The organism is Cobetia amphilecti, from assembly GCF_020217465.1.
Classification (GTDB): Bacteria; Pseudomonadota; Gammaproteobacteria; order Pseudomonadales; family Halomonadaceae; genus Cobetia; species Cobetia amphilecti.
The window spans coordinates 1,782,011-1,808,969 of sequence record NZ_CP084115.1 but is presented as its reverse complement, the minus strand read 5'-3'; the positions used below and the strand labels follow the sequence as shown (position 1 = coordinate 1,808,969).

General features: G+C 63.2%; 24 protein-coding genes. 10 read left to right on the top strand and 14 right to left on the bottom strand.

The features are described 5' to 3' along the window. Nucleotides 1-54: 54 nt before the first annotated feature. Genes LCW13_RS07770 through LCW13_RS07755 form a run of 4 tightly spaced genes read right to left on the bottom strand, consistent with a single transcriptional unit; the run spans nt 55 to nt 4,934 of the window. A complete protein-coding gene (locus LCW13_RS07770; protein ID WP_052384349.1) occupies nt 55-1,047 on the bottom strand; it encodes an NUDIX domain-containing protein in 993 nt (330 codons plus the stop codon). Nucleotides 1,048-1,049: 2 nt separating this feature from the next. Beyond that, the gene (locus LCW13_RS07765) at nt 1,050-2,243 is read right to left on the bottom strand and encodes an HprK-related kinase B (protein WP_052384350.1); all 1,194 of its coding nucleotides are present in this window, start codon (nt 2,241-2,243) and stop codon (nt 1,050-1,052) included. After that, complete coding sequence (locus LCW13_RS07760; protein WP_043332107.1) at nt 2,240-3,142, bottom strand: GAK system ATP-grasp enzyme; 903 nt, start codon at nt 3,140-3,142, stop codon at nt 2,240-2,242. Before LCW13_RS07760 ends, LCW13_RS07765 begins: the two co-directional genes overlap by 4 nt. Further along, entirely contained in the window at nt 3,135-4,934 is a 1,800-nt protein-coding gene (locus LCW13_RS07755) for an aminoglycoside phosphotransferase family protein (protein ID WP_043332109.1), read from the bottom strand. The genes LCW13_RS07760 and LCW13_RS07755 overlap by 8 nt, the downstream gene beginning before the upstream one ends. A 258-nt stretch (nt 4,935-5,192) precedes the next feature. Here LCW13_RS07755 and LCW13_RS07750 point away from each other — a divergent pair, with 258 nt between their 5' ends. Then, on the top strand, nt 5,193-6,419 hold the full coding sequence (locus LCW13_RS07750) for an alpha-hydroxy acid oxidase (RefSeq protein WP_318527683.1): 1,227 nt from the start codon (nt 5,193-5,195) through the stop codon (nt 6,417-6,419). 189 nt (nt 6,420-6,608) lie between these two features. On the opposite strand, the gene LCW13_RS07745 is transcribed toward LCW13_RS07750, so the two are convergent. Next, nucleotides 6,609-8,042, bottom strand: coding sequence for an NAD(P)/FAD-dependent oxidoreductase (locus tag LCW13_RS07745; protein ID WP_225347970.1), 1,434 nt, complete (start codon nt 8,040-8,042; stop codon nt 6,609-6,611). A 230-nt stretch (nt 8,043-8,272) separates the two neighbouring features. On the opposite strand from LCW13_RS07745, the gene LCW13_RS07740 reads away from it, so the two are divergent. Together LCW13_RS07740 and LCW13_RS07735 are read left to right on the top strand one after the other, a co-directional pair. Continuing rightward, nucleotides 8,273-9,109, top strand: coding sequence for a FadR/GntR family transcriptional regulator (locus LCW13_RS07740; protein WP_225347969.1), 837 nt, complete (start codon nt 8,273-8,275; stop codon nt 9,107-9,109). A gap of 111 nt (nt 9,110-9,220) precedes the next feature. Further along, nucleotides 9,221-10,498 carry a Zn-dependent hydrolase gene (locus LCW13_RS07735; RefSeq protein ID WP_225347968.1) on the top strand — a complete coding sequence of 426 codons (1,278 nt, stop codon included), beginning with the start codon at nt 9,221-9,223 and terminating at the stop codon, nt 10,496-10,498. A 126-nt stretch (nt 10,499-10,624) separates the two neighbouring features. On the opposite strand, the gene LCW13_RS07730 is transcribed toward LCW13_RS07735, so the two are convergent. The 5 genes from LCW13_RS07730 to LCW13_RS07710 all read right to left on the bottom strand — a co-directional run bounded on the left by LCW13_RS07730 (nt 10,625) and on the right by LCW13_RS07710 (nt 15,840). Then, the gene (locus tag LCW13_RS07730) at nt 10,625-11,386 is read right to left on the bottom strand and encodes a M15 family metallopeptidase (RefSeq protein WP_225347967.1); all 762 of its coding nucleotides are present in this window, start codon (nt 11,384-11,386) and stop codon (nt 10,625-10,627) included. A gap of 6 nt (nt 11,387-11,392) precedes the next feature. After that, the gene (locus LCW13_RS07725) at nt 11,393-12,670 is read right to left on the bottom strand and encodes a TRAP transporter large permease (RefSeq protein ID WP_225347966.1); all 1,278 of its coding nucleotides are present in this window, start codon (nt 12,668-12,670) and stop codon (nt 11,393-11,395) included. Beyond that, nucleotides 12,667-13,233 carry a TRAP transporter small permease gene (locus tag LCW13_RS07720; protein WP_225347965.1) on the bottom strand — a complete coding sequence of 189 codons (567 nt, stop codon included), beginning with the start codon at nt 13,231-13,233 and terminating at the stop codon, nt 12,667-12,669. Before LCW13_RS07720 ends, LCW13_RS07725 begins: the two co-directional genes overlap by 4 nt. Before the next feature lie 201 nt (nt 13,234-13,434). Further along, nucleotides 13,435-14,463, bottom strand: coding sequence for a TRAP transporter substrate-binding protein DctP (gene dctP / locus LCW13_RS07715; RefSeq protein ID WP_043332119.1), 1,029 nt, complete (start codon nt 14,461-14,463; stop codon nt 13,435-13,437). A 408-nt stretch (nt 14,464-14,871) separates the two neighbouring features. Continuing rightward, nucleotides 14,872-15,840, bottom strand: a complete 969-nt coding sequence (locus LCW13_RS07710; protein ID WP_225347964.1) for a LysR family transcriptional regulator — start codon at nt 15,838-15,840, stop codon at nt 14,872-14,874. A gap of 437 nt (nt 15,841-16,277) precedes the next feature. Between LCW13_RS07710 and LCW13_RS07705 the strand changes: the two genes are divergently transcribed. From LCW13_RS07705 to LCW13_RS07675, 7 genes are all read left to right on the top strand, one after another. Continuing rightward, entirely contained in the window at nt 16,278-17,180 is a 903-nt protein-coding gene (locus tag LCW13_RS07705; RefSeq protein ID WP_064503238.1) for a LysR family transcriptional regulator, read from the top strand. A gap of 176 nt (nt 17,181-17,356) precedes the next feature. Further along, complete coding sequence (locus LCW13_RS07700) at nt 17,357-18,157, top strand: putative hydro-lyase (RefSeq protein ID WP_043332129.1); 801 nt, start codon at nt 17,357-17,359, stop codon at nt 18,155-18,157. A gap of 193 nt (nt 18,158-18,350) precedes the next feature. Then, nucleotides 18,351-19,397, top strand: a complete 1,047-nt coding sequence (locus tag LCW13_RS07695; protein WP_225347963.1) for a TRAP transporter substrate-binding protein — start codon at nt 18,351-18,353, stop codon at nt 19,395-19,397. A gap of 206 nt (nt 19,398-19,603) precedes the next feature. Next, nucleotides 19,604-20,209, top strand: coding sequence for a TRAP transporter small permease subunit (locus LCW13_RS07690; RefSeq protein ID WP_054555982.1), 606 nt, complete (start codon nt 19,604-19,606; stop codon nt 20,207-20,209). After that, nucleotides 20,209-21,489, top strand: coding sequence for a TRAP transporter large permease (locus LCW13_RS07685; RefSeq protein ID WP_054555981.1), 1,281 nt, complete (start codon nt 20,209-20,211; stop codon nt 21,487-21,489). Before LCW13_RS07690 ends, LCW13_RS07685 begins: the two co-directional genes overlap by 1 nt. A 114-nt stretch (nt 21,490-21,603) precedes the next feature. Beyond that, nucleotides 21,604-22,287 (top strand): DUF2848 domain-containing protein, encoded by a 684-nt coding sequence (locus tag LCW13_RS07680; protein ID WP_052384353.1) that lies wholly within the window; start codon nt 21,604-21,606, stop codon nt 22,285-22,287. Further along, on the top strand, nt 22,284-23,675 hold the full coding sequence (locus LCW13_RS07675) for an amidase family protein (protein WP_225347962.1): 1,392 nt from the start codon (nt 22,284-22,286) through the stop codon (nt 23,673-23,675). Before LCW13_RS07680 ends, LCW13_RS07675 begins: the two co-directional genes overlap by 4 nt. Nucleotides 23,676-23,850: 175 nt before the next feature. Here LCW13_RS07675 and LCW13_RS07670 read toward each other — a convergent pair whose 3' ends face one another. From LCW13_RS07670 to LCW13_RS07655, 4 genes are all read right to left on the bottom strand, one after another. Continuing rightward, the gene (locus tag LCW13_RS07670; RefSeq protein ID WP_225347961.1) at nt 23,851-24,279 is read right to left on the bottom strand and encodes an RcnB family protein; all 429 of its coding nucleotides are present in this window, start codon (nt 24,277-24,279) and stop codon (nt 23,851-23,853) included. Nucleotides 24,280-24,670: 391 nt separating this feature from the next. Next, nucleotides 24,671-25,108, bottom strand: coding sequence for an RcnB family protein (locus LCW13_RS07665; RefSeq protein WP_225347960.1), 438 nt, complete (start codon nt 25,106-25,108; stop codon nt 24,671-24,673). Nucleotides 25,109-25,262: 154 nt separating this feature from the next. Continuing rightward, on the bottom strand, nt 25,263-25,712 hold the full coding sequence (locus tag LCW13_RS07660) for a VOC family protein (protein WP_225347959.1): 450 nt from the start codon (nt 25,710-25,712) through the stop codon (nt 25,263-25,265). 157 nt (nt 25,713-25,869) lie between these two features. Beyond that, on the bottom strand, nt 25,870-26,883 hold the full coding sequence (locus tag LCW13_RS07655; protein WP_107334950.1) for a zinc-binding alcohol dehydrogenase family protein: 1,014 nt from the start codon (nt 26,881-26,883) through the stop codon (nt 25,870-25,872). Nucleotides 26,884-26,959: the final 76 nt, after the last annotated feature.

The following is a 26,959-nucleotide window of genomic DNA, read 5'->3' as shown; positions in this document are numbered from 1 at the left end:
GGCGCCAATGGAGCTTATGGAGCTGATGGAGCTAAAGGCGCCAGTCTCCCGCACTCACGTCGCCTGGCGCGACTGCTCAAGCCGTGCCAGCAGCGCCATGGCGGCGTGCCCCATCTCGTGGTTCTTCAACAGGCTCGGCACGACCTCCGCCGCCACCCAGCGCCGACTGCGATGCGGCTCCTCCCGCTCGCTCTCTTCCTGCTCATGCACGACTCTCACGGCGTGCAGACTAGCGGCGACAGGAGCGCCCCACTTCTCGTAACTGAATTCCAGCGCTGCGTGGTCCAGCGCCTCCGCCTCAATGCCCGCTTCCTCGCGGGCTTCCTTGAGCGCGGACTCAAGCGGACTCATGCCCGGCTCGACGATCCCCTTGGGCAGGCTCCAGTGACGATTGGAGGAAGAGCCGATCAGCAGCACCTCCCACTGGGCATCTTCGCCTTCCCCCTGCAGACGACAGGGCAGGACGGCCGATTGACGGTAGTAATAGGCGGGGCGTTCGCGGCGCTCCTCACCGGCCGGGAATGGCCAGGGGAAGCCATCCGGCAAGGCACGCACGCGCTGGATCAGCTCCAGGCTCATCTGACCGGAGCGCAGGTCTTCCCAGCGCCCCTCGAAGGTCAGCTTGACCACCGCCGCCGTCGGCAGCAGCTTGGTCTCCTTGGGCGGACGCGGCCGCTTGCCGGTCAGCCAGACCAGCGCATCTTCCAATGCCGGGTTATGGCCGATGATCATCAGTCGCTGCACGCTGTCCGGGCAGGCGCGCACCGTCTTGAGCAGCGGCGCCTCGTCCTCGCAGTAAAGCGCAGGCTTGAGCTCGATCATGTCGACGCCGAGGCCCATCGACTTCACGCACTTTTCAGCCGTGGCGCGCGCGCGAAGGGCCGGCGAGCTCAGGATGGCATCCGGTACCAGCGCCTCCTGGGCAAGCCAGGCCCCCATGCGCTGGGCGCCGCGCTTGCCGCGCTCCTTGAGGGGTCGATGGAAGTCGTCAGCTGCCACTGACCAGTCCGACTTTCCGTGGCGCATCAACAGCAGTTCACGACGCATGTTCAAGCCTCCAGCAAGGGGGTCAGGTGGTTCTCGACCAGCGCGGCGAAGTCCACGCGCCCGGTCACCTCAAGCACGCGGGTTGCCGCCAGGCGCTCCAGATACGGCGCGGGATCAAGGCTTGCGCCATTGGGCACGAAACGGCCATCCCGCTGCTGGTGGAAGGGCCCCGGTGTCTTCATCACCGCGCGTATCAGCGCTTCGCTGCGGCTGACCTCGACCTCGCGCACCTCGAGTGGCGCCTCGCTGCCGCGCGTCCAGTTGAGTATCACCATGGCTGCAAGCTCGCCACTGGCGCGGATACGCCCGGGGCCGTAGACGTCCTCGATGATCAGATCGTGCTTCTCTTCGAGATCCCACAGCGCTTCTTGCGGCATCGCTTCATAGCCTGCGATACGTGCGGGGTCCAGCAGCGGGCGCAGACGCGGATTGTTGAGCATGGTGCCGGGATTGATGCGTGGCAACTTGGCGACGCCGCGGGCACGCAGCGTTCCCTCCCGCCCGGGGCGGTCCAGGAACAGCCGGTCATTGCTGATGAAGTCGAACTCGGGATTGTCGAGCGCCTTCACCATGGTGGTGGACTTGCCGCCGCCGGAGAAGGCGGCGATGGCCACCGCGCGATCGCCCTTCGACAGCGCCGATGCGTGACAGATCAAGCCGTCATTCTGCTGCAGATGCGACATGTGCAGATTGAGCAGGAAGTTGATCACCTGGCTTTCATTGTCTTCACAGGGCCCGAACGCCAGGTTGTGGTCGTTGCTGCGCAGAAAGGCCATGCCCGTGCGCACCTTGTGAATCAGGCGCCCGTCGGCCAGGTCGATAATGGCGTCCTTGCGGCGTGTCTTGCCGGGCTCCGGCATCCAATCGACGAAGGCCTCGGGCACGATGCCGAGTCTCGCTGCCGCTGGCGTGTCCTTGAGGGCCGGCGCCTCGAGCACATGCACGAGCCTGGCTCCCCTCGGCACATTGTCGAGCGCCACAATGCGCGCGCAATGGCGAAAATATGTCGCCAGACGTTGCAGCAGCCGTGGCATGTCCGTCTTCACGCACAGGCGAAAGTCATCCACCTCGAACAGTAGCGCCTCGCTCAGGCACTGGCGCGACGGCGTCAGCGCCGTGAAGCAGGCGGCGGCCGTCCACTCTGCAAAGGGCAGCGTGGCAAGGCTGGCCGGGCTGTCACAGGTCGTCGCGCTCATGCCAGACACTCCATCACGTGATCGAGATAGGCGGTGGCCGCATCGACACCGGCACCTTCCAGCGCGCCGCGGAAGCCGCCGAAGGCCGAGACTTCGAAGATGATCGGGCCATCGTCGGTCAGCGCGACATCGACGGTGGTGAAGTCGAGCTTGAACGGCGCCTGGGCACGCTGCGCCAGCGCGATCAGCTCCTCGGAGGGCTCGAAGGGCGCGTACTTGCCACCGGCGTGGATGGTGGTATTCCAGGCATCGCCCCCACTGACGCGGGCGTAGCTGCACAGATAACGGCCCCCGACGAAGACCATGCCGTAATCCTGCCCCGGCAGGTCGAGGCGCTGCTGCAGATACATCATCGGGTGCTCGGCGGCGAACTCACGCACGGCAGCTTCCAGCGCGGCATCATCGCCGGTGTCCTCGATGATGCACATGCCCCGTGCCTTGGTGGAGAAAAGCGGCTTGAAGACGGCGGCCTTGAAGTGCTTGACGGCCTCGCAGGCCGTCGCCACGTCTTCGGTGACCAGTGTGGCCGGCATCGGGATATCGGCATTGGCCAGCGTGACGGTGCAGCTCAGGCGGTCGATCAGGCGAATCATGCTCTCCGCGCTGCTGAAGACGCGCACGCCCCTGGCTTCGGCGACGCGCAGCAGCTCCAGGCGGTCCAGGCTGCCCGGGGAATATTCCGCGCTGATCTTCTTGACGATCAGGGCATCCAGCTCGGTCAGGTCATGACGCACCCCGGCAGAGTCACGGAATTCGAGGCAGTTGCGGGACAGGTCCAGCGAGACGGCCGCCATGTCGATCACGAGACGAAAGCCCGTCCGTGCTTCGATGGCATCCGCCAGCACCTCGGTCGACCACTTGCCGGGAATACCCACGACGCCAATCTTGAAATCAGTCAACGAACAACTCCTCCAGGGGAATACGGTAATCGGCCGGCCGTTCAGGGTCGGCGCCAAGCACATGCTCGAGTATAAAGCGTGCGCGGTTGAACATGCGCCCTGCCAGCCCGGCATCGAGGATGAAACGTGTCGAGGTGGCAAAGGAGCGCGCCAGGCCAAGTGCCAGACGCCATTCAAAGGTGGTATCGCCCTGCTCATGGGCAAAGCGACGCATCTGCTGACCGAAACTCAGGGCCAGCGCCAGAATACGGGCCCGCAGCGCCGCATCCGTCAATTGCAGACGGTAATGGGACACCATGTGCACGGACACATCCTGCACATAGTCCTGATAGGCCGAGCGGTGAAGATCGATGAAGCGGATGCTCTGCTTCGCCGGATCGAAGAGGATGTTGTCGACATTGAAGTCGCCGTGGATATAGACGGCGAAGGGAGCCTCGAGCGAACGTTCCCTACCTGCGGCCTGCTCGATCAACGCTTCCAGCGAGGGCATCTCGCGCCCACACAGCGAGGCACCGCAGTGGCGAAATTCCGGATGGATCTGATAGACATCACTCAGCCGCTTGAGCAGCTGGCGCATGTGCCCTGCAGTGACCGGCTTGTCGCGGCGGGTGGTGGTCCACACCGAGTGCAGCGTCTCGACCAGCGCCTGCTGGGCGGTACGATTGAGGCGTGACGATTCGTTGATCAACAGATGCTCGAGGGTCATGCCCGGCAGGTGCTCGATCAAGAGTGCCGCGCTGTCGCCCTGCTGATGATGCGAGAGGATGCGGGGGGCGATGCCGGGATAGATGTCGTGCCAGCGCTCGACGCCCTGACGCTCCTCCTCGACCTTGCGCCCCAGGCCATCCTTGAAGATGGCCAGATACTCCGGCGAGGTCAGCGGCAGATCGCCGGTTGGCTTGCGGTCCCTGGATTTGCGGTCCTTGGACTTGCTGCCATTGGACTCGCTCGCCTTGTTCTTGCTGCCCTGTTGCTTGTCGTTGGCCGGCTTGCCCTTGTCACTGACCTTCTCAACAGCCCTCCCACTGGGCTTCTCGCTGGCAATCCCCGAGATCCGGCTGCCGGAGCGTGTCTCGGCCAAAGTGTCGACGCGCATCTCGCCCGCCGTCTGACTGCCATCACCGAGTTCATTGACCAGGTGCGTCAGCGAGGCATAGCGCTCGAAGTTGAGTGACTGACCGAGGGTTGCCGAGATGACCGCCTCACCCAACTGCCCCAGCACCTCGCCCATCTGGCTGATTTCCCGGGCCACGAACAGCAGATGTGTCAGGTCTTCGGCGGGAGCGCGCTTCTTCTTGAGCTGGCCAGTGAGTGCCCGGATGCGGCCTTCACTGTCCCGCTTCAGCTTCTCGCGACTGCGCGCAAGCTTCAGGGCCAGGGACAGGGAGCCGTTCTCCAGCGACATCTCGCTGCGCAGAATGCCGCGACGCACACGGCGCAGCGACTTGACCAGCACGATATCATCGACCAGCTGGACATCATCGACGCGAATCAGCTGCTCCAGACAACTGCGCGCCAGCTCACTGAGCCGTGCCAGACCACTGGCGACCTCGACCAGGCTCTGCTGGAAGCGGGCCCGCGCGTGCGAGCGCTTGTGGTTTCGGGCTTCAGGGCATGCCTGTTCGATACGCTGGCAGAGGTTCTCGGCGTACCCCTGGCGCTCCAGCAGCTTGCGCGCCATGGCCGCCGTCGGCGCGGACACGAACGCCTGCAGCCAGCCATATTGGCTATCCACTTCCGAACACAGAAATCGAAGGTTGTCGCGCGTGCTTTCAGGCCAGGCCTGATCCATGCCATCTCTCCATCCACTCGGAAATCATCCCAATGCCATAGTATTCCACTCAAAGATGACAATCCGCGACACGCGCTGGAGGAATCGACTGTCTTGTGGGTGGTCGGCCGGGCTGAAGCGCGGTTTTTTCATTGAATTCCACCACCCGAACGCCTCCCCCTAGACGTATCGCCTATAGCTGGACAAGACCGGATTCGGTGACAGTAGCGCAAGCGACCCTGCCAACCCCCGCGCGACCCACCACGGATGGAGACCCGCATGACCATCACCTGCATCAATGACCTGCAACGCCTGGCGAAACGCCGCGTGCCGAAGATGTTCTACGACTATGCCGATTCCGGCTCGTGGACGGAGTCCACCTATCGGGCCAACGAGGCCGATTTCGCCGCGATCGGACTGCGCCAACGGGTGATGGTCGACATGGACAATCGCACTCTGCGCACGAAGATGCTCGGCGAGGAGGTGGCCATGCCGGTGGCGATCGCACCGACTGGCCTGACCGGCATGCAGCATGCCGATGGCGAGATGCTGGCCGCGCGCGCGGCGAGTGACTTCGGTATCCCCTTCACGCTCTCGACCATGAGCATCTGTTCCATCGAGGACGTCGCATCCGTCAGCTCACGGCCCTTCTGGTTCCAGCTTTACGTGATGCGCGACAAGGATTACATCGGACGACTGATCGATCGCGCCAAGGCCGCGGAGTGTTCCGCGCTGGTACTCACCGCTGACCTGCAGATCATCGGCCAGCGCCACAAGGACCTGATCAACGGCCTGAGCGTGCCCCCTCGCCCCACCGTGGCGACCGTGCTCGATCTGGCCACCAAGTGGCGCTGGTGTGCCGGCATGCTCAAGACCAGGCGCCACACCTTCGGCAATATCGCCGGCCACGTGAAGGATGCCGAGAATCTGAGTTCCCTCTCGAAATGGACCGCCAGCCAGTTCGATCCGAGCCTGAGCTGGGACGACATCAAGTGGATCAAGGACCGCTGGGGCGGCAAGCTGATCATCAAGGGCATCATGGAGCCGGAAGATGCCGAGCTGGCCGTGCAGGCAGGCGCCGATGCGGTGATCGTCTCCAACCACGGCGGACGACAGCTGGATGGTGCCGCCTCCTCCATCTCCGCCCTGCCGGACATTCTCGCGGCAGTCGGCGACAGGACAGAGGTCCACATGGACGGGGGTATCCGCTCCGGACAGGATGTGCTCAAGGCGGTGGCGATGGGCGCCAAGGGCGTCTATCTGGGGCGCGCCTTCCTCTATGGGCTCGGCGCCATGGGCGAACAAGGCGTAACCAAGTCCCTGGAGATCATCCACAAGGAACTCGACACCACGCTAGCCCTGTGCGGACTGCGTGATATCCACGACGTGGACACGCGGATTCTCAGGCCCGGCACCTATCCGATGGCCAGCTCGCAGAGCGAAGCCGAAGCAGCGCGAGAATCACGCCGCCAGGAACCTCATGACGCGCTGGGCGCGACCTCCTGAACACGACGGCGGGGCAATAACGCCCTGAAAAAGCACAAGGCCGACATGCGCCAGTGGAATCCACCACGGCGCATGTCGGCCTGTCATCACTGGGTGGCGACTCTCTCAAGGCTCACTCAAGCGCCTCTCCAGAATCACTCAAGAGCCTCTCAATACCCGCTCAAGGCACACTCAAGATCCGCTCAAGACTCAGTGCACCTTGAGGCGCGGCCCCATGCTTCGGCGCAGCACGTCACTGACCACCTCGGCGGAGCCCTTCAGCGGCCCCAGCAGCAGGAACTGGTGCTGGCGCTGCAGCCCTTGATAGGCGGCGCGCGCGAAGCGTCCTCTCACCTGCAGATCATCATTGCCCTTGTTGCCCTGGGCATTGCCCAGCTTGTCACTCAACTTGCCGCTGAGCTCACCGACGCTGCCGGCACTGGAGAGTGACAGCAAGGTACCGCGGTCCTTGAACTCGAAGGCCTGAGCCGGCTCACCCTGCTGGCGACGCGGCAGTTCATCGGCGAGAAACTCGGCCTGCTCGCTGGCCACCTGAGCGGTGGGCGGCAGCGGTGCCTCATCGATGTTGGCACAATCGCCCAGCGCGAAGATGCTGTCGTGGCCGAGGCATTGCAGCCCGGGCGTCACCGTGAATTGACGCTTCTTGTTGCTTTCCAGGGCATCGATTTCCTCGACGATGGCAGGCCCGACACGCCCTGCTGCCCAGACCACCAGATCCGCGTCCCGCGTCACCGACTCGTCGCCTTCACTGATCTCGACACTGCCGGGGGACACCTTGGCGACCTGACGCGACAGTTCGATCTTGATGCCCTGCTCCTCGAGTCGCTGATGGATCGACTCGCGCAGTTCCTGTGAGACACTGGGCATGAAGGTCTCGGTGGCCTCGAGAATCGTGATCTCGACCTTCGCGCCCTTGGGTGCAGGGGCGTCATGCATGCCACGCGCCTCATGCAGGTAGGCGGCCAGTTCGACACCGGTGGCGCCGGAGCCGACGATCACCACCTGATACGGCCGCCCCGGGGACTCCTTGGCACTATCTTGCGTGCCTCCCTCAGTGCCAACCTGAGCGCCGCCCTGGGTGGCTGACAGGCCAGCATCGCCTGTCGGTGCTCTTTCCATCGCCACATGATTGGCCAGCAGGCCACGCGAGAACTGCTGGGCGATGCGCTCGGCGTCATCAGGGGAATCCAGCAGGCAGGCATGCTCCAGCACACCCTCGACCCCCATGTCCGGCGTCACACCGCCCAGGGCCAGCACCAGCTGACGATAGCCCCTGACGCGCGCCGGCACCTCGGCGCTCGCGTGGTCTTCCCTGCCCGGGATCGCCGCCAGGGTGATCTGGCGCTGTTCAGGGTCCACGCTTTCGAGTGTGCCGCACTCATAGCGGAACCCCCACTGCTCGGCCAGACCGGAATACCCCAGCTCATCGACCTGACGCCGCCCGAGGCCCGCCGCTATCTCATGCAGTCGTGGCTTCCATACGTGACTGGTGTCGCGGTCTATCAGCAAGACGTCCTTGTGGCCTGCCTTGGCAAGGCGAACCGCCAGCTCGAGTCCGCCGGCACCGCCACCGACAATGACGATATCGGCGTCGCGCGTTGGCTGAGGATCATGCGTTTCCATAGAGGCCTCCTTTAGCGGGGTCGAATATAGAAACCTTATGTCAGACCAGGTGCTTTTCAAGACTGACACGCATGACTTCGCCAATGCGCTGCCTTTGATGCGACGCATCATTGGCGTGATCGCCTGCGCAACGCTTGAGGCCACCTTGGGGTTTGACAGCGCTCGAGTCCGCGACTAAAGCTTATTTATACGAATAAATATAACTGACTCGCTGCCGCTCAGGACATCGCATGCCGACATCGCCCTCCCCCCTAGACACTTCACGTGCCAGCACCAGTGCCAACGCCTCCGGCGCCCACCTGCCCAAGCGGCAGAAGCTGGCCGAGCTGATCAGTGATGATCTGAGGCGCAGCATCGTGCTCGATGGATTGAGCGAAGGCGACCGGCTGCCCAATGAGAAGGCGCTGATGGCCCAGTACGGCTGCGCCAAGGGCACGCTGCGCGAAGCCCTCAAGATTCTCGAGGTCGAGGGCTTGATCACCCTGAAGACGGGGCCCAATGGCGGCGCCGTGCTCAATGCGCCGAGCATGGAACCGGCCAGCCGCATGCTGAGGAGCTTCCTGCATTTCAAGACGCTCAATGGCGCTCAGGTCTATCAGCTACGCCGACTGCTGGAAGTCGAGATGGCGGTCTCGGTGGTGGGCCTGCTCAGCGAAGAGGACCTGGTGACGCTCGAGAACAATGTCCATGACTGCAGCTGTCACCAGCCACAGGACGAGGACCAGCGGCGCCAGCGCTTCCTGGAAATCGAATTTCATCAGGTGCTGGCCCGCGCCTGCCCCAACCCGCTGCTCAGCTTCATGTGCCAGTTCCTCAACGACATGCTGCATGAGCTGGTCGTCATCAAGAAGGCCTACCTGCCGGAGCGCAAGCAGTTCGACCAGGCCAATCAGCATTACCACTCCGGCCTGATCACGGCGTTTCGCCACGAGGACCATGAGCAGGTCAGACAGCTCATGACAGAACACATGCAGGATGCCGAGCACCACATGACGGCACTCGAGGTGGAAATGGCCGACCAGTTGCTCGTCACCCCCGCGCAGCTGATGGCCGACAGCAGAGCCTGACCCGAAGCCGGAGTCTGGACCGAAACAGGAGCGGAGCCCAAAACAAGAGCGGAATTGATACAAGAGCAGAACCGGAAGCACAACAACAATATCCACGAGAGGATGAAGCCGATGACCACTGCCCAGATGGACACATCGCCCGCGAATACCCTGAGCGAGCTGCGCACCGACAGCGATCGCCTGTGGCAATCACTGATGACCCTGGCCGAGCTGGGCGCCACGCCCAAGGGCGGCGTCAACCGCCAGGCGCTGACCAAGCTGGACCGCCAGGCGCGCGACCTCTTCATTCAGTGGTGCAAGGCCGAGGGTTGCACGATCCGTATCGATGCCATCGGCAACATCTTCGCGCGCCGCGCCGGCACCGATCCGGACGCACCGGCGGTGATGACCGGCAGCCACATCGACACCCAGCCGACCGGCGGCAAGTTCGATGGCTGCTTCGGGGTGATGGCCGGGCTTGAGGTCCTGCGCAGCCTCAACCAGCACGACATCAAGACCCGCTGCCCGGTGGAAGTGGTGGTCTGGACCAATGAAGAAGGCTGTCGCTTCGCGCCCTGCATGATGGGGTCCGGCGTGCATACCGGCCAGTTGTCACTGCACGAGATGCTCGCCCAGAAGGACAGCGACGGCGTGACCGCCGGCGAGGCACTGGATTCCATCGGCTATCGCGGCAGCGATGAGATCCCCCGCGAGAACGTGCGCGCCTTCTTCGAGAGCCACATCGAGCAGGGCCCGATTCTGGAAGATGAAGCGACCACCATCGGCGTGGTGATGGGCGCGCTGGGTCAGCGCTGGTTCGATCTGACCCTCACCGGTCAGGAGGCGCACGCGGGCCCCACGCCCATGTCACTGCGCCAGGACGCCATGCTTGGCGCGGCCGAGATCACCGTCGCCGTCAATCGCATCGCCATCGATCACGCGCCGCATGGCCGCGGTACCGTGGGCGTGATGCAGGTCCACCCGGGCTCGCGCAACGTCATCCCCGGGCAGGTCAACATGACCATCGACCTGCGCTCGCTGGAACCCGACTCCCTCACCGCGATGGTCGCGGAGCTGAAAGAGGTCGTCGAAGCCGTCAGTCAGCGGCATCGCCTGACCTACGAGCTCACCCCCACCGCCGACTTCGTGCCGGAACACTTCGCCGACAACTGCGTGAACGCGGTGCGCAATGCCGCCAGCCAGCTCGGCTACTCGCATCTCGACATCGTCAGCGGCGCCGGCCACGACGCCATCTTCATGGGCCGTATCGCCCCCGCCGGCATGATCTTCGTGCCCTGCGAAGGCGGCATCAGCCACAACGAGATCGAGAACGCCGCGCCCAAGGACCTGCACGCCGGCTGCAACGTGCTCTTCCATGCCATGCTCGATCAGGCCGAGATCGTCAGCTGAGCATCAGGCACGGCCCGCTGAACGCTGATCGCATAAGCTGCTGAAACGAAAGCCCCGCTCGAGTCGCCATCGAGCGGGGCTTTCGTGTCTTGCAGGCCAGCGGCTGTCAGGCATGCTCTGACACCTTCACGCCAGTGAGCGTTTCCAGAGACTCTCGATGCTGTCCATCTCCGCCGGACCGAACAGCGCCTCGGGTTCGCCGCGGTACCAGGCCCAGAGCTGATCACCGAAATCGAAGTGCCACCATTCGCTGGGCAGATTGGTGAAACCGGCCTCGGTCATGACGTGATAGAGCAGACGCCGGTTGTCGCGTGCCTCGGCCTGGGGCGTATCGCCGGCAGGCGGATGACGCTCGAAATGATCGGCGTGGGACTCGGGGGTCGCCTCGTCGAACAGCGTCCCCATCTCGAGCAGCAAGCCATCGGCGTCACACAGGGTGACATCGACGGCGCCACCGGTGAGATGCGGACTCGGCGCGTCCGGGTCACGGCTGGGCAGCGAGACGAATTCGCGCGTACGCGCCAGCAGCTGGGCCTCATCAAGCTCAGGGTCATGCGTCTTGAGCGACTGATACAGCGTCTCGAACAGATACTGCTGCACCCGCCAGGGACGCCAGCCATCCATCACCACCAACGACAGCCCTTGCGGCAAGGCGCGCGCGGCCTGCAACAGACGCTGATACACCGCACGCCGCACCAGACATTCATTGACCGCCCCGGGGATACCGAGGCGCGCGTAGGCAGGATAGACCTTCAGACATGACGGCCCGAGGCTGGTCGGCACCAGAGTACTGTCACAGCCCTTGACGGGAATTCGGGTGACCTGGGTCCAGTCCGGCTCATCATGACTCGGGATGGGGGGAATTGGGCGCTTCAATGTTGACGTCATGAGTTGTTATCCAGACAGGGTCGGCAACCACAGGGTAAGAGGCGGGAAGATGATCAGCATCAGCAGCACCGCGACCGCCACCAGCACGAACGGCCAGATGGTGCGAAACAGCGAGGTGATCTCGAGCTTGCTGACCGCGGCGGCCACGAACACGCAGGCGCCCATCGGCGGCGTGATCAGCGCGATGGTGATATTGAGCGTGATGATGACACCCAGGTGCACGGGGTCGATGCCGGCGACCATGGCCACAGGCACGAAGATTGGCGTCAGCAGCATCAAGGCCGAGACTTCCTCCATGAACATGCCGGTGACGAAGGTGATGGCGCTTAGCAGCAACAGGATCAGGATCGGGCTGTCGATATAAGGCGTCAGCAATGCCACGAACTGATTGGGCACCTGGGCATAGGACAGCAGCCAGCTGACGATGGACGACACCGCCATGATCACGAAGATGGCGCTGGTCAGGCGGGCCGTGTCCTTGATGGCACCCCACACATCGACAAGCTTGAGCGGCCCCTGGCACAAGCCGCAGAGCAGCACATAGGCCACGATCAAGGCGCCGGATTCGGTCGGGGTCACGATGCCCAGCACGATACCGGAGACGATGATCACCGGTGCCACCAGCGCAGGCAGTGCCCCGATGACCGCCGCGATCACTTCGCGACGTGCCGGTGCCTGGCCACGTGCCTGCAGACCATGACGCCGGGCATACCAGGCATTCATCGCCATGAATGCCACCGCCAGCACCAGACCGGGTACGACACCGGCCAGGAACAGGCTGCCCACGGAGGTGTTGGTCAGCGAAGCGTAGAGGATCATGAAGATGCTGGGCGGGATGATCGGCCCGATCAACGAGCTGCCCGCCGTCAGACCTGCGGCAAAGGAAGTCGAATAGCCCTCCTTGCGCATGGCCGGCACCAGTAGCGAGCCCAGCGCGGAAGTATCGGCGACCGCCGAACCATTGACGCCAGCGAAGAACACGCTGGAGACGACATTGACATGGCCCATGCCACCGCGCAGATGTCCGACCATCAGGCGTGCAAGACGCATGAGGCGTTCGGTCAGGCCACTGATGTTCATCAGGTTGCCGGCGAGAATGAACAGCGGAATCGCCATCAGCGAGAAGGCATTGATGCCACCGAAGAACTGCTGTGGCCCGAGGCGCTCCAGCATCGAAATATCGACGAACAGGAAGCCGGTCACGGCGGTGACGAGCAGGGAGAGAAACAGCGGCAGGCCCAGCAGCACGTGCACGACGAAGATGGCCAACATTGCCCAGATCATGTGCGTGGCCCTCCATTCCTGTCATCGTGTGTCGCAGGCTCGTCGACCTCCTCGTCCGGCGCGATCTCAAGCGCCGGGGATGTCAGTGGCCGTGGGCCATGCAGCAGCACCTGGGCCGTGATCAGCGCGAAGCCGATCGGCATCGACAGCATCGGCACGCTGCGGCTGACGCCCAGCCCCATGGTGCGGAACATGCTTGCCGACATGGCGTAGTGCCAGGTCATCCAGGTCGCGCCCGCCATCAGCACGAGCGTCAGCCACCACTGGTAATGGACCAACGCCGTGGCCATGCGCGGAGGCAGACGCCGTTCCAGCAGCGCCACGCGCATATGCGCCCCTTCCGCCCAGACGACGCCGATCGCCAGCATGACACTGGCGATGATGAGATAGCGGGTCAGCTCATCGACCCAGATGGGAGCGCCGCCCAGTACATAGCGCATCACCACGCCGTAAAGCATGATCAGCACCGTGGAAGCCAGCAGTACTGCCGCTATCGCCAGTGTCACACGGCCACAGGCAAGCAGCAGGCCTTCCCGCAGGGAAGGCTGTCGTGAAGGAGTCATGGAAGTCATTTACCGCAATCCACCAGCAAGGAGGGAAATTCAGAGCCTCGATGCCCGGACTGTCACTGCCCGGGCACCGGGTACCGCAGCGGGATGCTCGCTGATACTTGAGCGTCACTCGCCTTTCACCGAGTCAGCGTGTCAGGTCATCGCAACAGACCATCGCAACAAGCCATCTCGAAAGACCATCGCGACAGGCCATCACGAGGACAGGCCAGCATCCTTCATGGCGGTGTCGATCAGCTCTGGCGCGATGTCCTGGCTCTTGAGCCATTCGAGGTAGGCCGGCTGGCCCTTGCTGCGAAATGCCTCGAGATCAGCCTCACTGGGACGGATCACTTGCATGCCCTGCTCTTCCAGCGAGGCGATACGTGACTCGACCTGGTTCTGGTTGTCCTGACGGGCCTGGGCATTGGCTTCCTGAACCGCCTCGAGAAGTGCCGTGCGCTCCTCGTCCGACAGGCTCTCGAGCAGCTGACCATTGGCCACCAGGAACTGATCGGAATACTGGATGTTGGCCAGTGTCAGGTACTTCTGCACTTCCTGCAGACTGCCAAGCAGGATGTACATCGGCGGGTTCATCTGACCATCCGCCACCCCCGTGCGCAGCGCCATGTAGACCTCCGTCCACGGAATCGGCGTGCCCGAGGCACCGAAGGCCTCGTAGAGCGCTACCTGGCTTGGGTCCATCGCGCGAAAACGCAGGCCTTCGAAATCATCAGGGCTGGTGATCGGGCGCTTGTCGTTGGTGAAGGCCAGAAAGCCCCCTTCCTCGACGACGGCCAGAATCTCGGCGCCATTGGTGCGCTCGCTGAACAGTTGCTGCACCTGCTGCCAGTACTGCCCCTCATCGAAGAAACGGCGCGCCTCATCAAAGCCGTCGAACATGAACGGCGTCGCGCTGACATAGACTTCCGGCACGATGGGGGCCATGCCCGCGAAGGAGGCGATGTTCAGGTTCGGGGCGCTGATCACCTGCTCCATGCGCTCCTGCTCCTCGCCCAGCATGCTGTTGGGATAGAGCTTGAGTTCCAGCTCGCCGTCGGTCTTCTCTTCCACCAGGGTCTTCAGATTGCTGGCGAAGACATGCACCGCATTCTTGTCGGCATCCGGCGCACCGTTGTAGCTGAGGTTGATGGTCTGGGCCTGCACGCTGGCCGCCAGCAGGCTGAGCGCCAGAGTGGAACCGGTGAGCGTCTTGCGCAGCAGAGATGTCTTGGACAAGGACATGTGGATTCCCTTTTGTTGTTGTAAATATTCGTTGTATGCGGCGGGAGTGACGCCGCCTTTGTCAGTGTGGCCCTGCGGCCAGTCAAGGTGAGGGACTTTCGCCTTCACACATCGAAAGTAGCGTTGCCGCTGTAGACTAATCAATCGCCTGAGTGTTGTTTTTTCGTCCACACCTGAAAAAGCGCCTGAATAGTGCCCTTCCTGACGACGACTGCCCCGCCAGCATGGGCTGTACGGGGCAGTCGGGACGTTCTGTGAAATGCTGCACTGAGCGAGAGAATGGCCTGTGCAATGGGACAGCCGTGTGAGGAGATAGAGCTGAACAAGCGCCCGTCAGCACCGATACCCTGACCTGTGCGTCGAGCGACGCTGCTTGAATATCACGTGGCGAACATCACGTGGCGAACGTCACTTGCCCAGCAGGCGTGGCGCATCCGCGGTAAAGAATCGCAGGCCCTGCTGAAGATGGGTGACGCAGGCCTCGACGGCGACGGTCATCTCGCGCCCACGCCGCGTACACATCTGCGCACGGGTCGTCGCCAGCGCGGGGTGCTGCATCGGCAACAGGCAGATATCGCCGCGCCGCAGCTCCTCCACCACGCTCAACTCCGGCATGAAGGTCACGCCGATCCCCGAACGCACGAAATTCTTGAGCACCGACACGGAATTGGTGCGCAACTGCGCGCGCAGCGAGACGCGCTCCTGCTGCGCCGCCTGATTGACCATCTGACGCATACCGGTGCATTCATCGATCAACGCCAGCGGCCATTGTGCCACCTGCGAAAGCGTCAACGGCTCTGCAATCTCGAGTAGCGGATGCTCCGCCGGCACGATCAGATCCAGCGGCTGACAGGTCTCTACATGACAGCAAAGAATCGGATCGACAGGCGGGGCGTAGAGCAGCGCGATATCCACCTCGAAGTCGCGCAACAGCTCAGTCGCCTCATTCACCCCCGCCATGCGCACCACGACCTCGATGCCGGGATGACGTGCCATGAAGCTCTGCAACGGCAGCGAGATCAGATCGGCAATGAAGCCTTCGCCCACCGCGATTCTCACCTCACCACTGCGCAGGCCCTGCAAGGCGCTCAGCTGCGAGAGCGCTGCCGCCTCCGCCGCCTGCTGGCGATGAAAGTGATCCAGCAGCAACACCCCGGCCTGGGTGGCGCGCATGCCCGTCTCGCTGCGCTCGCACAGCGCGACACCCACCTCTTCTTCCAGCTGCTTGATCTGGCGGCTCACCGCTGAAGGGTCAAGATTCAGGTGCCGCGCCGCGCGCCTCAGTGAGCCCCGGCGGATGATTTCATTCAGCGCCGTCAGCGCCTTGGGATTGAGCATGGAGACAGTACCCGTCAGCAGCAGTGGAGGAAGAGGCAAGACTCGGATCACGCAGGATATCCTTGCAGACCGAGCGACTCCAGAGGCCCATATCGGGAAGCGATCGACAACGAAAAAGGAGCCGCATGAGCGGCTCCTTCTGGTTCGGCGTGATCAGCAGTTACCTTTCTTGGCCTGCCCCGGCGGGCAGAAGCCGCCGCCTCCACGCTTGTGGTCATGGTGTCCATCACCGATCTCGATGATAGGCTCGGCATCGATCCGCGCCGGTGTATAACTGCACCCTGCCATGAAAAGGGCACTCAGCATCACCAGACTGACAACTCGCACGCTAGACTTCATCATCATTCCTTTTCATGAAAATACACATTTCTCGATGCCCCATATCGTACCGGAATACACGCCATCGAGAACGCAATTTCTCAACGAGTGGTAATGTTAGCCCAAGCTTGCGGCATCAATCACGACAGGATCTGGCCATGTTCGATTTCAAGGAAGTGGAAGCCTTCGTGTGGATCACGCGCCTGGGGTCGTTCCGACTGGCCGCCCAGCATCTGCATCTGACCCAGCCCTCGATTTCCGAACGTATCAACAAGCTGGAAACCACGCTGGAGACCCGCCTGCTGGAGCGCACTCGCCGACCGGTACAGCCGACGCTCAAGGGGCGCGAATTCTATCGCCACGCCGAGGCGTTGCTGGAGGCGCGCCAGAAAGCGCTATCCATGATGGAGTTGAATACGCCCTTCCAGGGCGTGCTGCGACTGGGCGTCGTCGAGACCGTCGCGCATAGCTGGCTGCCCGGCTTTCTGGCCGAACTGGCGCGCCGCTACCCGGACCTCACGCTGGAACTCGAGGTCGACAGCTCCCCCGGGCTTGCCGCCATGCTCACCGCCGGCGATATCGACCTCGCCTTTCTGATGGGGCCGGTGACGGCAGAGAGCGTGCTCAATCGTTTTCTCTGCAACTACACGATGGGCTTCGTGATCAGTCCCGCGCTGGGCTTCACCGAAGACAATTTCTCGTTGCGGCGCCTGAATTCTCTGCCGCTGATCTCGTTTGCCCGCAACAGCCGACCCCACCATGAGCTCGGCTCCATGCTCCATCAGATGGGGCTGGATGACGTGAAGCTGCATTGCTCAAGCTCGCTATGGACCATCGTGCGCATGACCCTGGATGGCCTGGGCGTCGGCGCCATCCCGCCACGCATCGTCGCCGAGGAAATCCGCCAGGGCACCCTGCTCAGCCTGCCCTGCGACCTGCCCGAACTGACCTTCACCGCCTCCTGGCCGACCCATATGGAAAGCGCCCTCGCCGAAGGCGTGTGTGAACTCGCCATCGAGATCGCCCGCCAGGATCAGGAGGCGCATTCACGAATCGCCTGATCTTATCGGGCTTTCATACCCTGCATAGCGTCCCTTTCGGCCATGATGTTTCTACTGACCCGCGCCACATGAAAGGAATTTCCGATGGCTCAACTCGATAAAAATCGATTGGATTTATCTGAGTGCGCTTCTTATGGTGAAGACAGACAACAACAACTTCACAAGAAGCTCCAACGATGCCCCAGACACTTCTCAGTGCCGCGTCGTCCCCCCGCGAGGCGCGCGAGCAGATCCGCAGCGGTCATTGGGCCAGCCACACCAGCGGTATCGCTGCCGGCTACGCCCAGACCAACCTGATCATCCTGCCAGCCGAGGCTGCCGGCGAATTCCTGCAATTCTGCCAGGCCAACCCCAAGGCCTGCCCGTTGCTGGATGTCACGGCCGTCGGTTCTCCCGCCCCGACAGGGCTCGGTGAGAACATCGACCTGCGCCACGACCTGCCGGCCTACCACATCTATCGTCACGGCAAGCTTGAGGAAACGCGCGAGGATATCGCCGCCCTGTGGCAGGACGATTTCGTGGCGTTTTCCATCGGCTGCTCGTTCTCGTTCGAAGAGGCACTGCTCAACGAGGGTGTCGAGGTTCGCCATGCGCGCCTGAAGCGCAACGTGCCGATGTATCGCACCAATATTCCGCTGATCAGTGCCGGTCGTTTCCACGGCAACCTGGTGGTATCCCTGCGCCCGATGTCGGCGGCGCACGCCATTCGCGCGATCCAGATCACCACCGACATGCCTCGTGTGCACGGTGCCCCCGTCCATCTGGGCGACCCCGCCTTGATCGGTATTTCCGATATCGAAAGCCCCGACTTCGGCGATGCGCCTACGCTTGAGACAGGTGACATGCCGGTATTCTGGGCCTGTGGCGTCACACCACAACTGGCGCTGGAGAATGCCCGACTGCCATTGGCGATCGCGCATAGCCCGGGGCACATGCTGATTACCGACATTCCCAATCATCGCCTCAAGTACGGATGACCTGCTGCCAGGCGTACTGCCGGGCATGAGAGAAATCCGCACTCATCACGCCCGGCGCAGTGCAGGGACGCACCGCGAATCGAAACACAGCACAGCAACGCACAGGACAGCAGCGGGAAAGACACACCCCGCAAAGATGCAGCCAACAAGCTTTTCCGATAACACCAGATGCACAACAACAATGGTGATTCCCATGAAGACACGTTTTGCCCTCTCCGCCCTTGGTCTCGCACTCGCCGCCGCCGGTAGCGCCAATGCTGCCGATACCCTCAACGTGGTAGGCAGCTGGAGCAGCCTGGAGCTCAACCGTCAGTTCGAGAAGCCGTTCTGGAGCGAGACCCTCCCGGCCGCCAGCAACGGTGAACTCAGCACCCAGGTGACCACCTTCGACCAGATGGGCATCCCCGGCTCCGACGTCTATCGCTATCTGGGCGATGGTGTCTTCGATGTCGGCATGACCGTGGCCGACTACACCGTGTCCGATGCGCCGGAACTCGAAGGGCTGGACCTGCCGATGATGGCCCCCACTGCCGAGGAAGCGCAGCAGGTCGCCGAGGCCTTCCGCCCCCTGGCGGAGTCCACCATGAACAAGCGCTTCAACAGCCACGTGCTGGCCATCGTGCCGTATCCGGCTCAGGTGCTGTTCTGCAACACCCCGATCGAAGGGCTCGATGGCCTGCAGGACAAGAAGGTGCGTGCCAGCGGCCGCTCCACCGGTGAGTTCATCGAGGCGCTGGGCGCACAGAGCCTCAACATCGCCTTCAACGAGGTGCCCGGCTCCCTGGAGCGTGGCGTCATCGACTGCGCCGTCACCGGTTCGCTCTCCGGCTACAGCGCCGGCTGGCATGAAGTGTCCAGCCACCTGATGCCGCTGCCGCTGGGTGGCTGGGATTACGTGATCACCGCCATCAATCAGGACAAGTGGCAGGGCCTGGGCGCCGAGACCCAGACTCTGATCCAGCAACAGGTGGATAGCGAGTTCACCGCGCCGGTGTGGGAAAACGCGCGTGGCGAGACCGCGCGTGGCGTGGCCTGCCTGACCGGTGAAGGCGATTGCCCGCTGGGCAAGAGCGCCGACATGACGCTGGTCGACTTCAGCGACGACGACGCCAAGCGCGCACGTGCGGCGCTCGAAGACACCGTCCTGCCTGCCTGGGCGGCGCGTGTCGATGCCGAGACGCGCAAGACCTGGAACGAGAGCGTCGGCAAGGTCGTCGGCCTGACCGCCAGCGCGGAGTGATCCAGCGGCACCTGCTCACCGAAGCCTGTTCGCGAGCAGGTGCCGATAGCCCCGCCCTGTCCCGACGTGGCAGACATGTTCCCCAGAGACGTAGCGCTGAACGACTCGCGCCTGTGTATTCAAGCGCAAGCTTTCAAAAGCAGGCTTCATAAGCAGGCTTTCTCGAGAAAGCGGCCTTCGTTCAGCGCCCCAGCAGGACCCGACTCATGAACTCCTTCCTTCACGCACTCGATGTCCTCGTGTCACTGACACGCGCGATATCACGCCACGCCGCACGCCTGATGGGCCTGTTGTTGCTGGCCGTCGTGGTCTTCATCGGCGCCGAGATCCTGATGCGCCAACTGTTCAATCATCCGCTGCCCGGCGTGCACGAATATGCCGGGTATGTGCTGGCGATGCTCTCGGCGTGGGGCCTTTCCCACACCCTGATGGAGCGCGCCCACATCCGTATCGATGTCGTGCACGGCAAGCTGCCGGCCTTCTCGCGCCACACCCTTGATATCCTCGCGATGCTGGCGCTGAACCTGGTGGCCTGGGTGATTCTGATCAATGCCTGGCCGGTGCTCGGCAAGTCGTTGAGCAACGGCTCCACCGCCAACACCCCGCTGGCGACACCGCTGTGGATTCCGCAGCTGCTGTGGCTGTCCGGTTATGCCTGGTTCGCGATCACCACCAGCGTGCTGGGACTGCGCGTTCTCGTTGCCGCCTGTCTGCGTGATACCACCACGCTCGAGACACTGGCCGGCCCCGATCACGGAGAAAGCGAAGGGGCTCTGGCCCAGGCTGCCTCCACGACCAAGGAGACTCGCTGATGTTGGGCTTTCTTTCGGTGGGTATCCTCACCCTGCTGCTGGCCGGCATTCCCGTTGCGGTCACCCTCTTCCTGCTCGCCTTCGGGATCGACCAGTTCTATTCCTTCTTCCCGCTGACCAAGGCGCTGGGCCAGAACCTGTGGTCTGCCGCGGACTCCTTCCTGCTGATCGCGATTCCGCTGTTCGTGCTGATGGGCGAGATCATCGTGCGCGCCGGCATCGCCGAGAAGGCCTACCGCGCCATGGACCACTGGCTGTCGTGGCTGCCAGGCGGCCTGCTGCACGCCAACATCACCACCTCGGCGCTGTTCTCGGCGACCTCCGGCTCCTCGGTGGCCACGGCGGCCACGGTCTCGACCGTGGCACTTCCCCAGGGCAAGAAGCTCGGTTATGACGCCAAGCTGTTCTGCGGCAGCATCGCCGCGGGCGGCACCCTGGGCATCCTGATTCCGCCGTCGATCAACCTGATCGTCTATGGCTTCCTGACCGAGACCTCCATCCCGAAGCTGTTCATGGCCGGCCTGGTGCCGGGCCTCGGCCTGGCGGCGCTGTTCATGCTGGCCTCGCTGCTGCTATGTGTCTGGAAGCCGTCACTGGGCGGCCCGCGTCAGAGCGCCAGCTGGAGCACACGCATCAAGAGCCTGTCATTCCTGCTGCCGTTGCTGGTGCTGTTCATCGTCATCGTCGGCTCCATCTATCTGGGCTGGGCGACGCCGACCGAAGCCGCCGCCATCGGCGTGCTGGCCTCGCTGGGCCTCGCCGCCATCAACCGCTCGCTGAATCTGTCGATGATCAGCCGCGCGCTGGATGGCACCGTCAAGACCACCTCGATGATCCTGTTCATCATCATGGCGGCCTCCTTCCTCAACTTCGCGCTGGCCTCCTCCGGCATGGTCCAGCAGGTCACCGGCCTGCTCGAGGCCTATGACCTGGGGCCCTTCGCGCTGCTGATGGCGGTGATCGCACTGTTCATCGTGCTCGGTTTCTTCATCGAGACCCTGTCGCTGATGGTCATCACCATCCCCATCGTCACTCCGCTGATCGCGGCGGCCGGTTACGACAAAGTGTGGTTCGGCATCGTGATGATCCTGTTCGTCGAGCTGGCACTGATCACCCCGCCAGTCGGCCTGAACCTCTACATCGTGCAGGCCTCACGGCGTGGCGAAGCCTTCGCCGACGTCATCATCGGCACCCTGCCGTATCTGGGCGCGATGCTGGTGATGGCCGCGCTGCTGGTGGCCTTCCCGCAGATCGCGCTGTGGCTGCCTTCGGCGCTGTAAATCCACTTTTGCGAGGCACCTGCTGGCAAGCCGGCAGGTGTCATTGGCGCAACACCGTTCACTCAAGACTTCCTGCACAGAACAACGACAACCCCCGATAACGGAGCGATTCCCATGCTGACCTTTACCCATGACAACGGCGAATTCACCCTTGATGTCCAGCGCGTCGCGATTGCCGGCTGGGCCGGACGCGACCAGGCGGGCGTGCAGCACCATATCGACGAGCTCAAGCTGCTGGGCGTGGCGCCGCCCTCCCAGACCCCGCTGTTCTACCGCGTGACCCGCGAGACCCTGACCCAGGCCTCACAGGTCGCGATGCTCGGCGGCGAAGGCTCCGGTGAGGTCGAGACCTGTCTGGTCAGCGACGCCGAGGGCACCCTGTGGGTGACGATCGCCTCGGACCACACCGACCGCAAGCTCGAAGCCGTCGGCGTCGCCGAATCCAAGCAGCTGTGCGCCAAGCCGATTGCCCGCCACGCCTGGAAGCTCAGTGAGGTCATCGACCACTGGGACAGCCTCGAGATCGAAAGCGAGATCGAAGACGCCGGCAAGACCGTGCGCTATCAGCAGGGCACTCTCGCTGAGCTGCTGCCGGTCGCCACCCTGATGGAGCGCCTGCCGGCCGGTATCGCCAAGGACGGCAGCCTGGCCCCCAACAGCGTGCTGCTGTGCGGCACCGTGCCGGCGATCGGTGGCATCCGCCCCAGCCCGAGCTTTACCATGCGCCTGATCGACCCGCAGACCGGTCGTCGCATCGAGCACCGTTATGAGGTGGAAGAACTTGAGGTGGTGGCATGAGTGATGAGCACAAGCGCCTTGAGCAGGCGCGTGAATTCTGGGCGCGCTCGCCCCGCCAGCGCACGTTGACGCAGTTGCTGGCCGCCTATCAGACAGGCAGTTTCGGCCCCGAGCAGACCGCCACGGTGCTTGCCGAGCGCCATCAGGCCCTGGGCGAGAGCGCCAGCCACAGCATCATCAGCCGCGATGATGCTGGCATGAGTGTGCAGGCCGCCGCTCAGCAGCAACTCAAGGCGGCGGCGACGTCGTTGCCGCTGGGGGGTGTTCCGGTCTCGATCAAGGACCTCTTCGACGAGACCGACATGACGACGCTGGCAGGCTCGCGGGCACTGGCAGCAAGCCAACCAGCCGATCAGGACGCTGTGGCGCTGAGCCGCCTGAAAGCCGCCGGTATCCTGCATGCCGGCCGCACCAGCATGAGCGAGTTCGCGTTCTCTGGCCTGGGCCTGAACCCGCATGTCGGCACGCCGCCCAACCCCTTCGATGGCGAGCGCATCACCGGCGGCTCGACCTCCGGCGGCGCCGCCTCCGTCGCCTTCGGGCTGGCAGCTGCGACCCTGGGCAGCGATACCGGCGGCTCGCTGCGGATTCCGGCGGCCTTCTGTGGCCTGACGGGCTTCAAGCCGTCACAGGCCAGCGTGCCGGGAGATGGCGCCTTCCCGCTGTCACCCAGCCTGGACTGCATCGGCCCCATCGCGCCCAGCGTCGCCTGCTGTCGCCTCCTGTGGGAAGTCCTGAGCGGTGAGGTCGCTGACCCGACGCCGCTCACTCGACCGCTGACGCTGCTGGTGCCGGAGAGCGAGCTGGTCAGTGAAGTGGATGCCGATGTGGCCGCCGACTTCGCCGCCCTGCTGGAACGGCTCGAGGGTCTGGGGGTTCGCCTCCAGCGTGCGCCGGTCGAAGCCATCGAGGCCGCTTACGCCATCAATCAGCGCGGCGGGCTGGTCATTCCGGAAGCGGCCGCCGTGCATCACGAACTGCTGGCCGCCCACGAAGCCCAGTATGATCCGCTGATCGCCGAACGCCTGAACGGCGGGCGCGACATCACCTCCAGCGAGTATCTGGCGCGCCTGTGGCCGCGCACCGCCATCCAGCAACGCTTCGCTCAGCAGGTGCAGGATGTCGATGCGGTGCTGATGCCGACCGTTGCCATGCGTGCCCCGCGTCGTGACCTGCTGGAGCAGGATGGCGCGCTCTTCGCCCAGCTCAACAAGCGCGCGCTGCGCAACACCAGCGTCTTCAACTACCTGGATGCCAGCTCGATCTCGATTCCGGCACCAGCAGCGGTGAACGAAGAGCCGCTGGGCCTGATGCTGTCGCGCCCTCAGGGTCAGGATGTGGCGCTGCTGCGCGTCGCCCAGGCGCTGGAGACACTGCTCGCGCAATAGTGCTGTGCTGCGAATCGCAACAACGGCTGCCGCAGCAACGGCTGACCGCAGCAATGGCTGCCACAGCAACGGCTGACCGCAGCAATGGCTTAGCTCAGCAGCGGCCGAGCGCAAAACGCAAAAGGGGCCTCCATCTGGAGGCCCCTTTTTCATGACGCGGACAGTCTGACTGTCCTCAATGATTGAGAATGATCGCGCTAATGGCACCGCCCGCCACGGCCGCCAGCACATAGCGACCATCGATGTTCAACCAGCGATGCCCCTGCGGCGGCGCAGACAGCTTGTGAGCACGCCAGTCACTCACCCAGTAACGCTTGTTGGAGTAGTAGCTGCGCGGCACATGGTCACCGCGACGCCAGTTGTGTGACTTCTGACCTTGATGCCTGGCCTGCGCCTGATGCTTTTGCTGATCATGGCGCTGAGACTGGTCGTGACGCGCCTGCTGCTTTTTCTTCTGATGCCCGTTGCCGTGGCTGTTGTGCTGGTTGCCTTGGCTGTTGTGTGGACCGCCACGATCATCGCGGTCGTTGGGCGATGCCTGCGCCAGCGACGCGGTCATCAGGGTGAAGATCATCATCATTACGGTCAGGGTGCGATTGCGCATGTCTGGCCTCCTCGTCGTACTCGGCATCAAGGGATGCCGAGGCTGTGAATCAGGGTCATGAAACTGGGTCATGAGACAGAGTTAGGAAACAGTGTTAATAAACGGTATGAGAGAACACTATCGCCTCGTGTTCGCCACGGCAAGCCAGCGCGCCAACCTCCACTTTTGCGCACAATTCGCAACGACTTGTCGCCAGTTGACGCATCCTTGTTGCGCAATGACGACATCGAGAAGCAGATATTCGTAATGGCTGATATGGCGCGCCATGGCGCGTGGCAAGCATTGGTGCCTGCGTATTCCATGGTCGCAAGGGGGTGGGTGCCCCATCAGAGCGTCGCCAGATGAGGACAGCCTGCATCAGTGATAGGTAATGTCATCGCTACCCGCGGCATCACTGCTCGAGCACGATCTCATCGATGACATGGCTTTCGGTATTCATCAGCACGAAGGCATTCTTGAGCTGCAGCCAGCGCTGGTTGGCGCCGGGTTCCGAGAGCTTGTGCTGCTGCCAGTTCTCGACCCGAAGACCATCATCCCGGGCGACAGTGTCCGGCACCTTGCCGCCCCGCTTCCAGACATGAGCCGGCGAAGCCTCTGCCACTGATTTCTTCTCAGCCAACTTTTCCTGGTGCTGGATCTTCTTCAATTCCCGCATCTGTTGCGCCTGAACGCGCTGCGCCTTTACCTGACCTTCCAGATCATGATGCTTCTGGCGCAGACGCTCCTCGTCCTTGTCATCATTGCCATCACCCGCCGAGTCAGCCTGCACGAGGCCAGCACCCAGCAACGACAACATCAGGGTCAGTACCGCAAATGACCGCTTCGCCATGTTGGCCTCCTCGGCAGATTGCGTATGCGTGCGATGTGCTGAGTCCAGCTCAGGCCATCCTGCTGACGGCTGGACACCCTGGGTTCCAGATCGCCATTCCCTACCATCAGCTTATCGCGTCAGCGGCGCAATTTGCGGTTGGATAACGCACGATCTACACGCTTTCCTCAAGTCTGGCAGCCACTTGGCGCCAGATATGACCTCCAAGAGCCAGATCAGGCCACGGCGCTGCAGGGTGCGGTGGCAAAATCGAGATGCAGATGATTGCCGTCCGGATCTCGCATGTGCAGTTGCACGAGCCCGCGAGCGCGATACGCTGATAGTGCGTACGGGACGCCGCCAGGCGCGCCTCGAATGCCTCGATATCCGTGGCGGCAAGCGAGAAATGCTCAAGCCGGAGACTGGCATCACTGCTGATCGCTGGCAGGCAACCGATGTCGATGAGATGGATGACTGCCACGTCCCCGGCGTAAAGCCAGGCACCGGCGAAGGGGAAATCGGGACGCGGCCCGCTGTGCAGCCCCAGCACATCGCCATACCACTGGAGCATGGCACTCAGCTGTCCGGTTCGCAGGTTCACATGATCAAGGCGCTGTATGCCCATGACAGGGTTCCATCATTGTATCAGCCACCCGGCACTCCCCAGCAGACAAGGCGGCTTGTGAGTGCCGGGTGGCAATGAGAGTGTCTTTCACGAAAAGGAGTGCGACCGGTTGCCCGGCCGCACTCCTTTCACATCACCGCCTCGACAGTGGCTTCGATCAGAAGCCTTCGAGGACGATCTTGCCCTTGGCCTTGCCGCTTTCCAGCAAGGCATGCGCGCGCTTGAGGTTCTCGGCGTTGATGGTGCCGAAGGTTTCCGTCGCGGTGGAGGTGATTCTGCCAGTGTCCAGCAGACCCGCCACCTTGGTGAGAATCTCGCCCTGACGCGTGATATCGGCGGTGGTGAACAGTGAGCGAGTGAACATCAGCTCCCAATGGATGGAAACGGCCTTGGGCTTGAACGGCACCACATCGAGGGTCTCCGGGTCATCGATCATGCCGAAACGGCCCTGCGGCGCGATCAATTCGGCGACCTGCGGCGCGTAGTGCTCGGAGAAGTTGGTCGAGAACACGAAGGCCGGGGCACCGATGCCCAGCGCCTCGATCTGGGCCGGCAGCGGCTGGCTGTGGTCGATGACGTGATGCGCGCCCAGTGACTTCACCCACTCGCGGGTCTGGGGACGTGACGCCGTGGCGATGATGGTCAGGTCAGTCAGCTCACGCAGCAGCTGGATGGTGATGGAGCCCACGCCACCGGCCCCGCCGATGATCAGGATGGCACGTGCAGCACCCGGCACCGGCTCGGTGACACGCAGACGATCGAACAGCATCTCGAAGCCGGTCAGCGTGGTCAGCGGCAGCGCAGCCGCCTCATGGGCCGCCACGGATTTGGGCGCATGGCCGACGATACGCTCATCCACCAGGTGGAATTCGCTGTTGGTGCCGGCGCGGGTGAGATCACCGGCATACCAGACCTTGTCGCCCGGGGCGAAGGCCGTGACCTTGTCACCGATGGCGACGACTTCGCCCACGGCGTCCCACCCGATGACGGCAGCTTCGCCGGCGGCCGGCTCGCGGCTCTCACGAATCTTGTAATCCACCGGATTCACAGACACCGCGGCAACCTTGACCAGCAGGTCGTGACCGGTGGCGACCGGTGTCTCGAGTTCGATATCGACCAGGGCGTCGTCACGATCAACGGAACCGGCAGCGTAGTAACCAATGGCTTTCATCAGAGTCTCTCCTAAAGATCATGTCAGTCACGGCAGCACTGAAAGGCCGTGCCGTGATGCGATGACAGCATGTTAA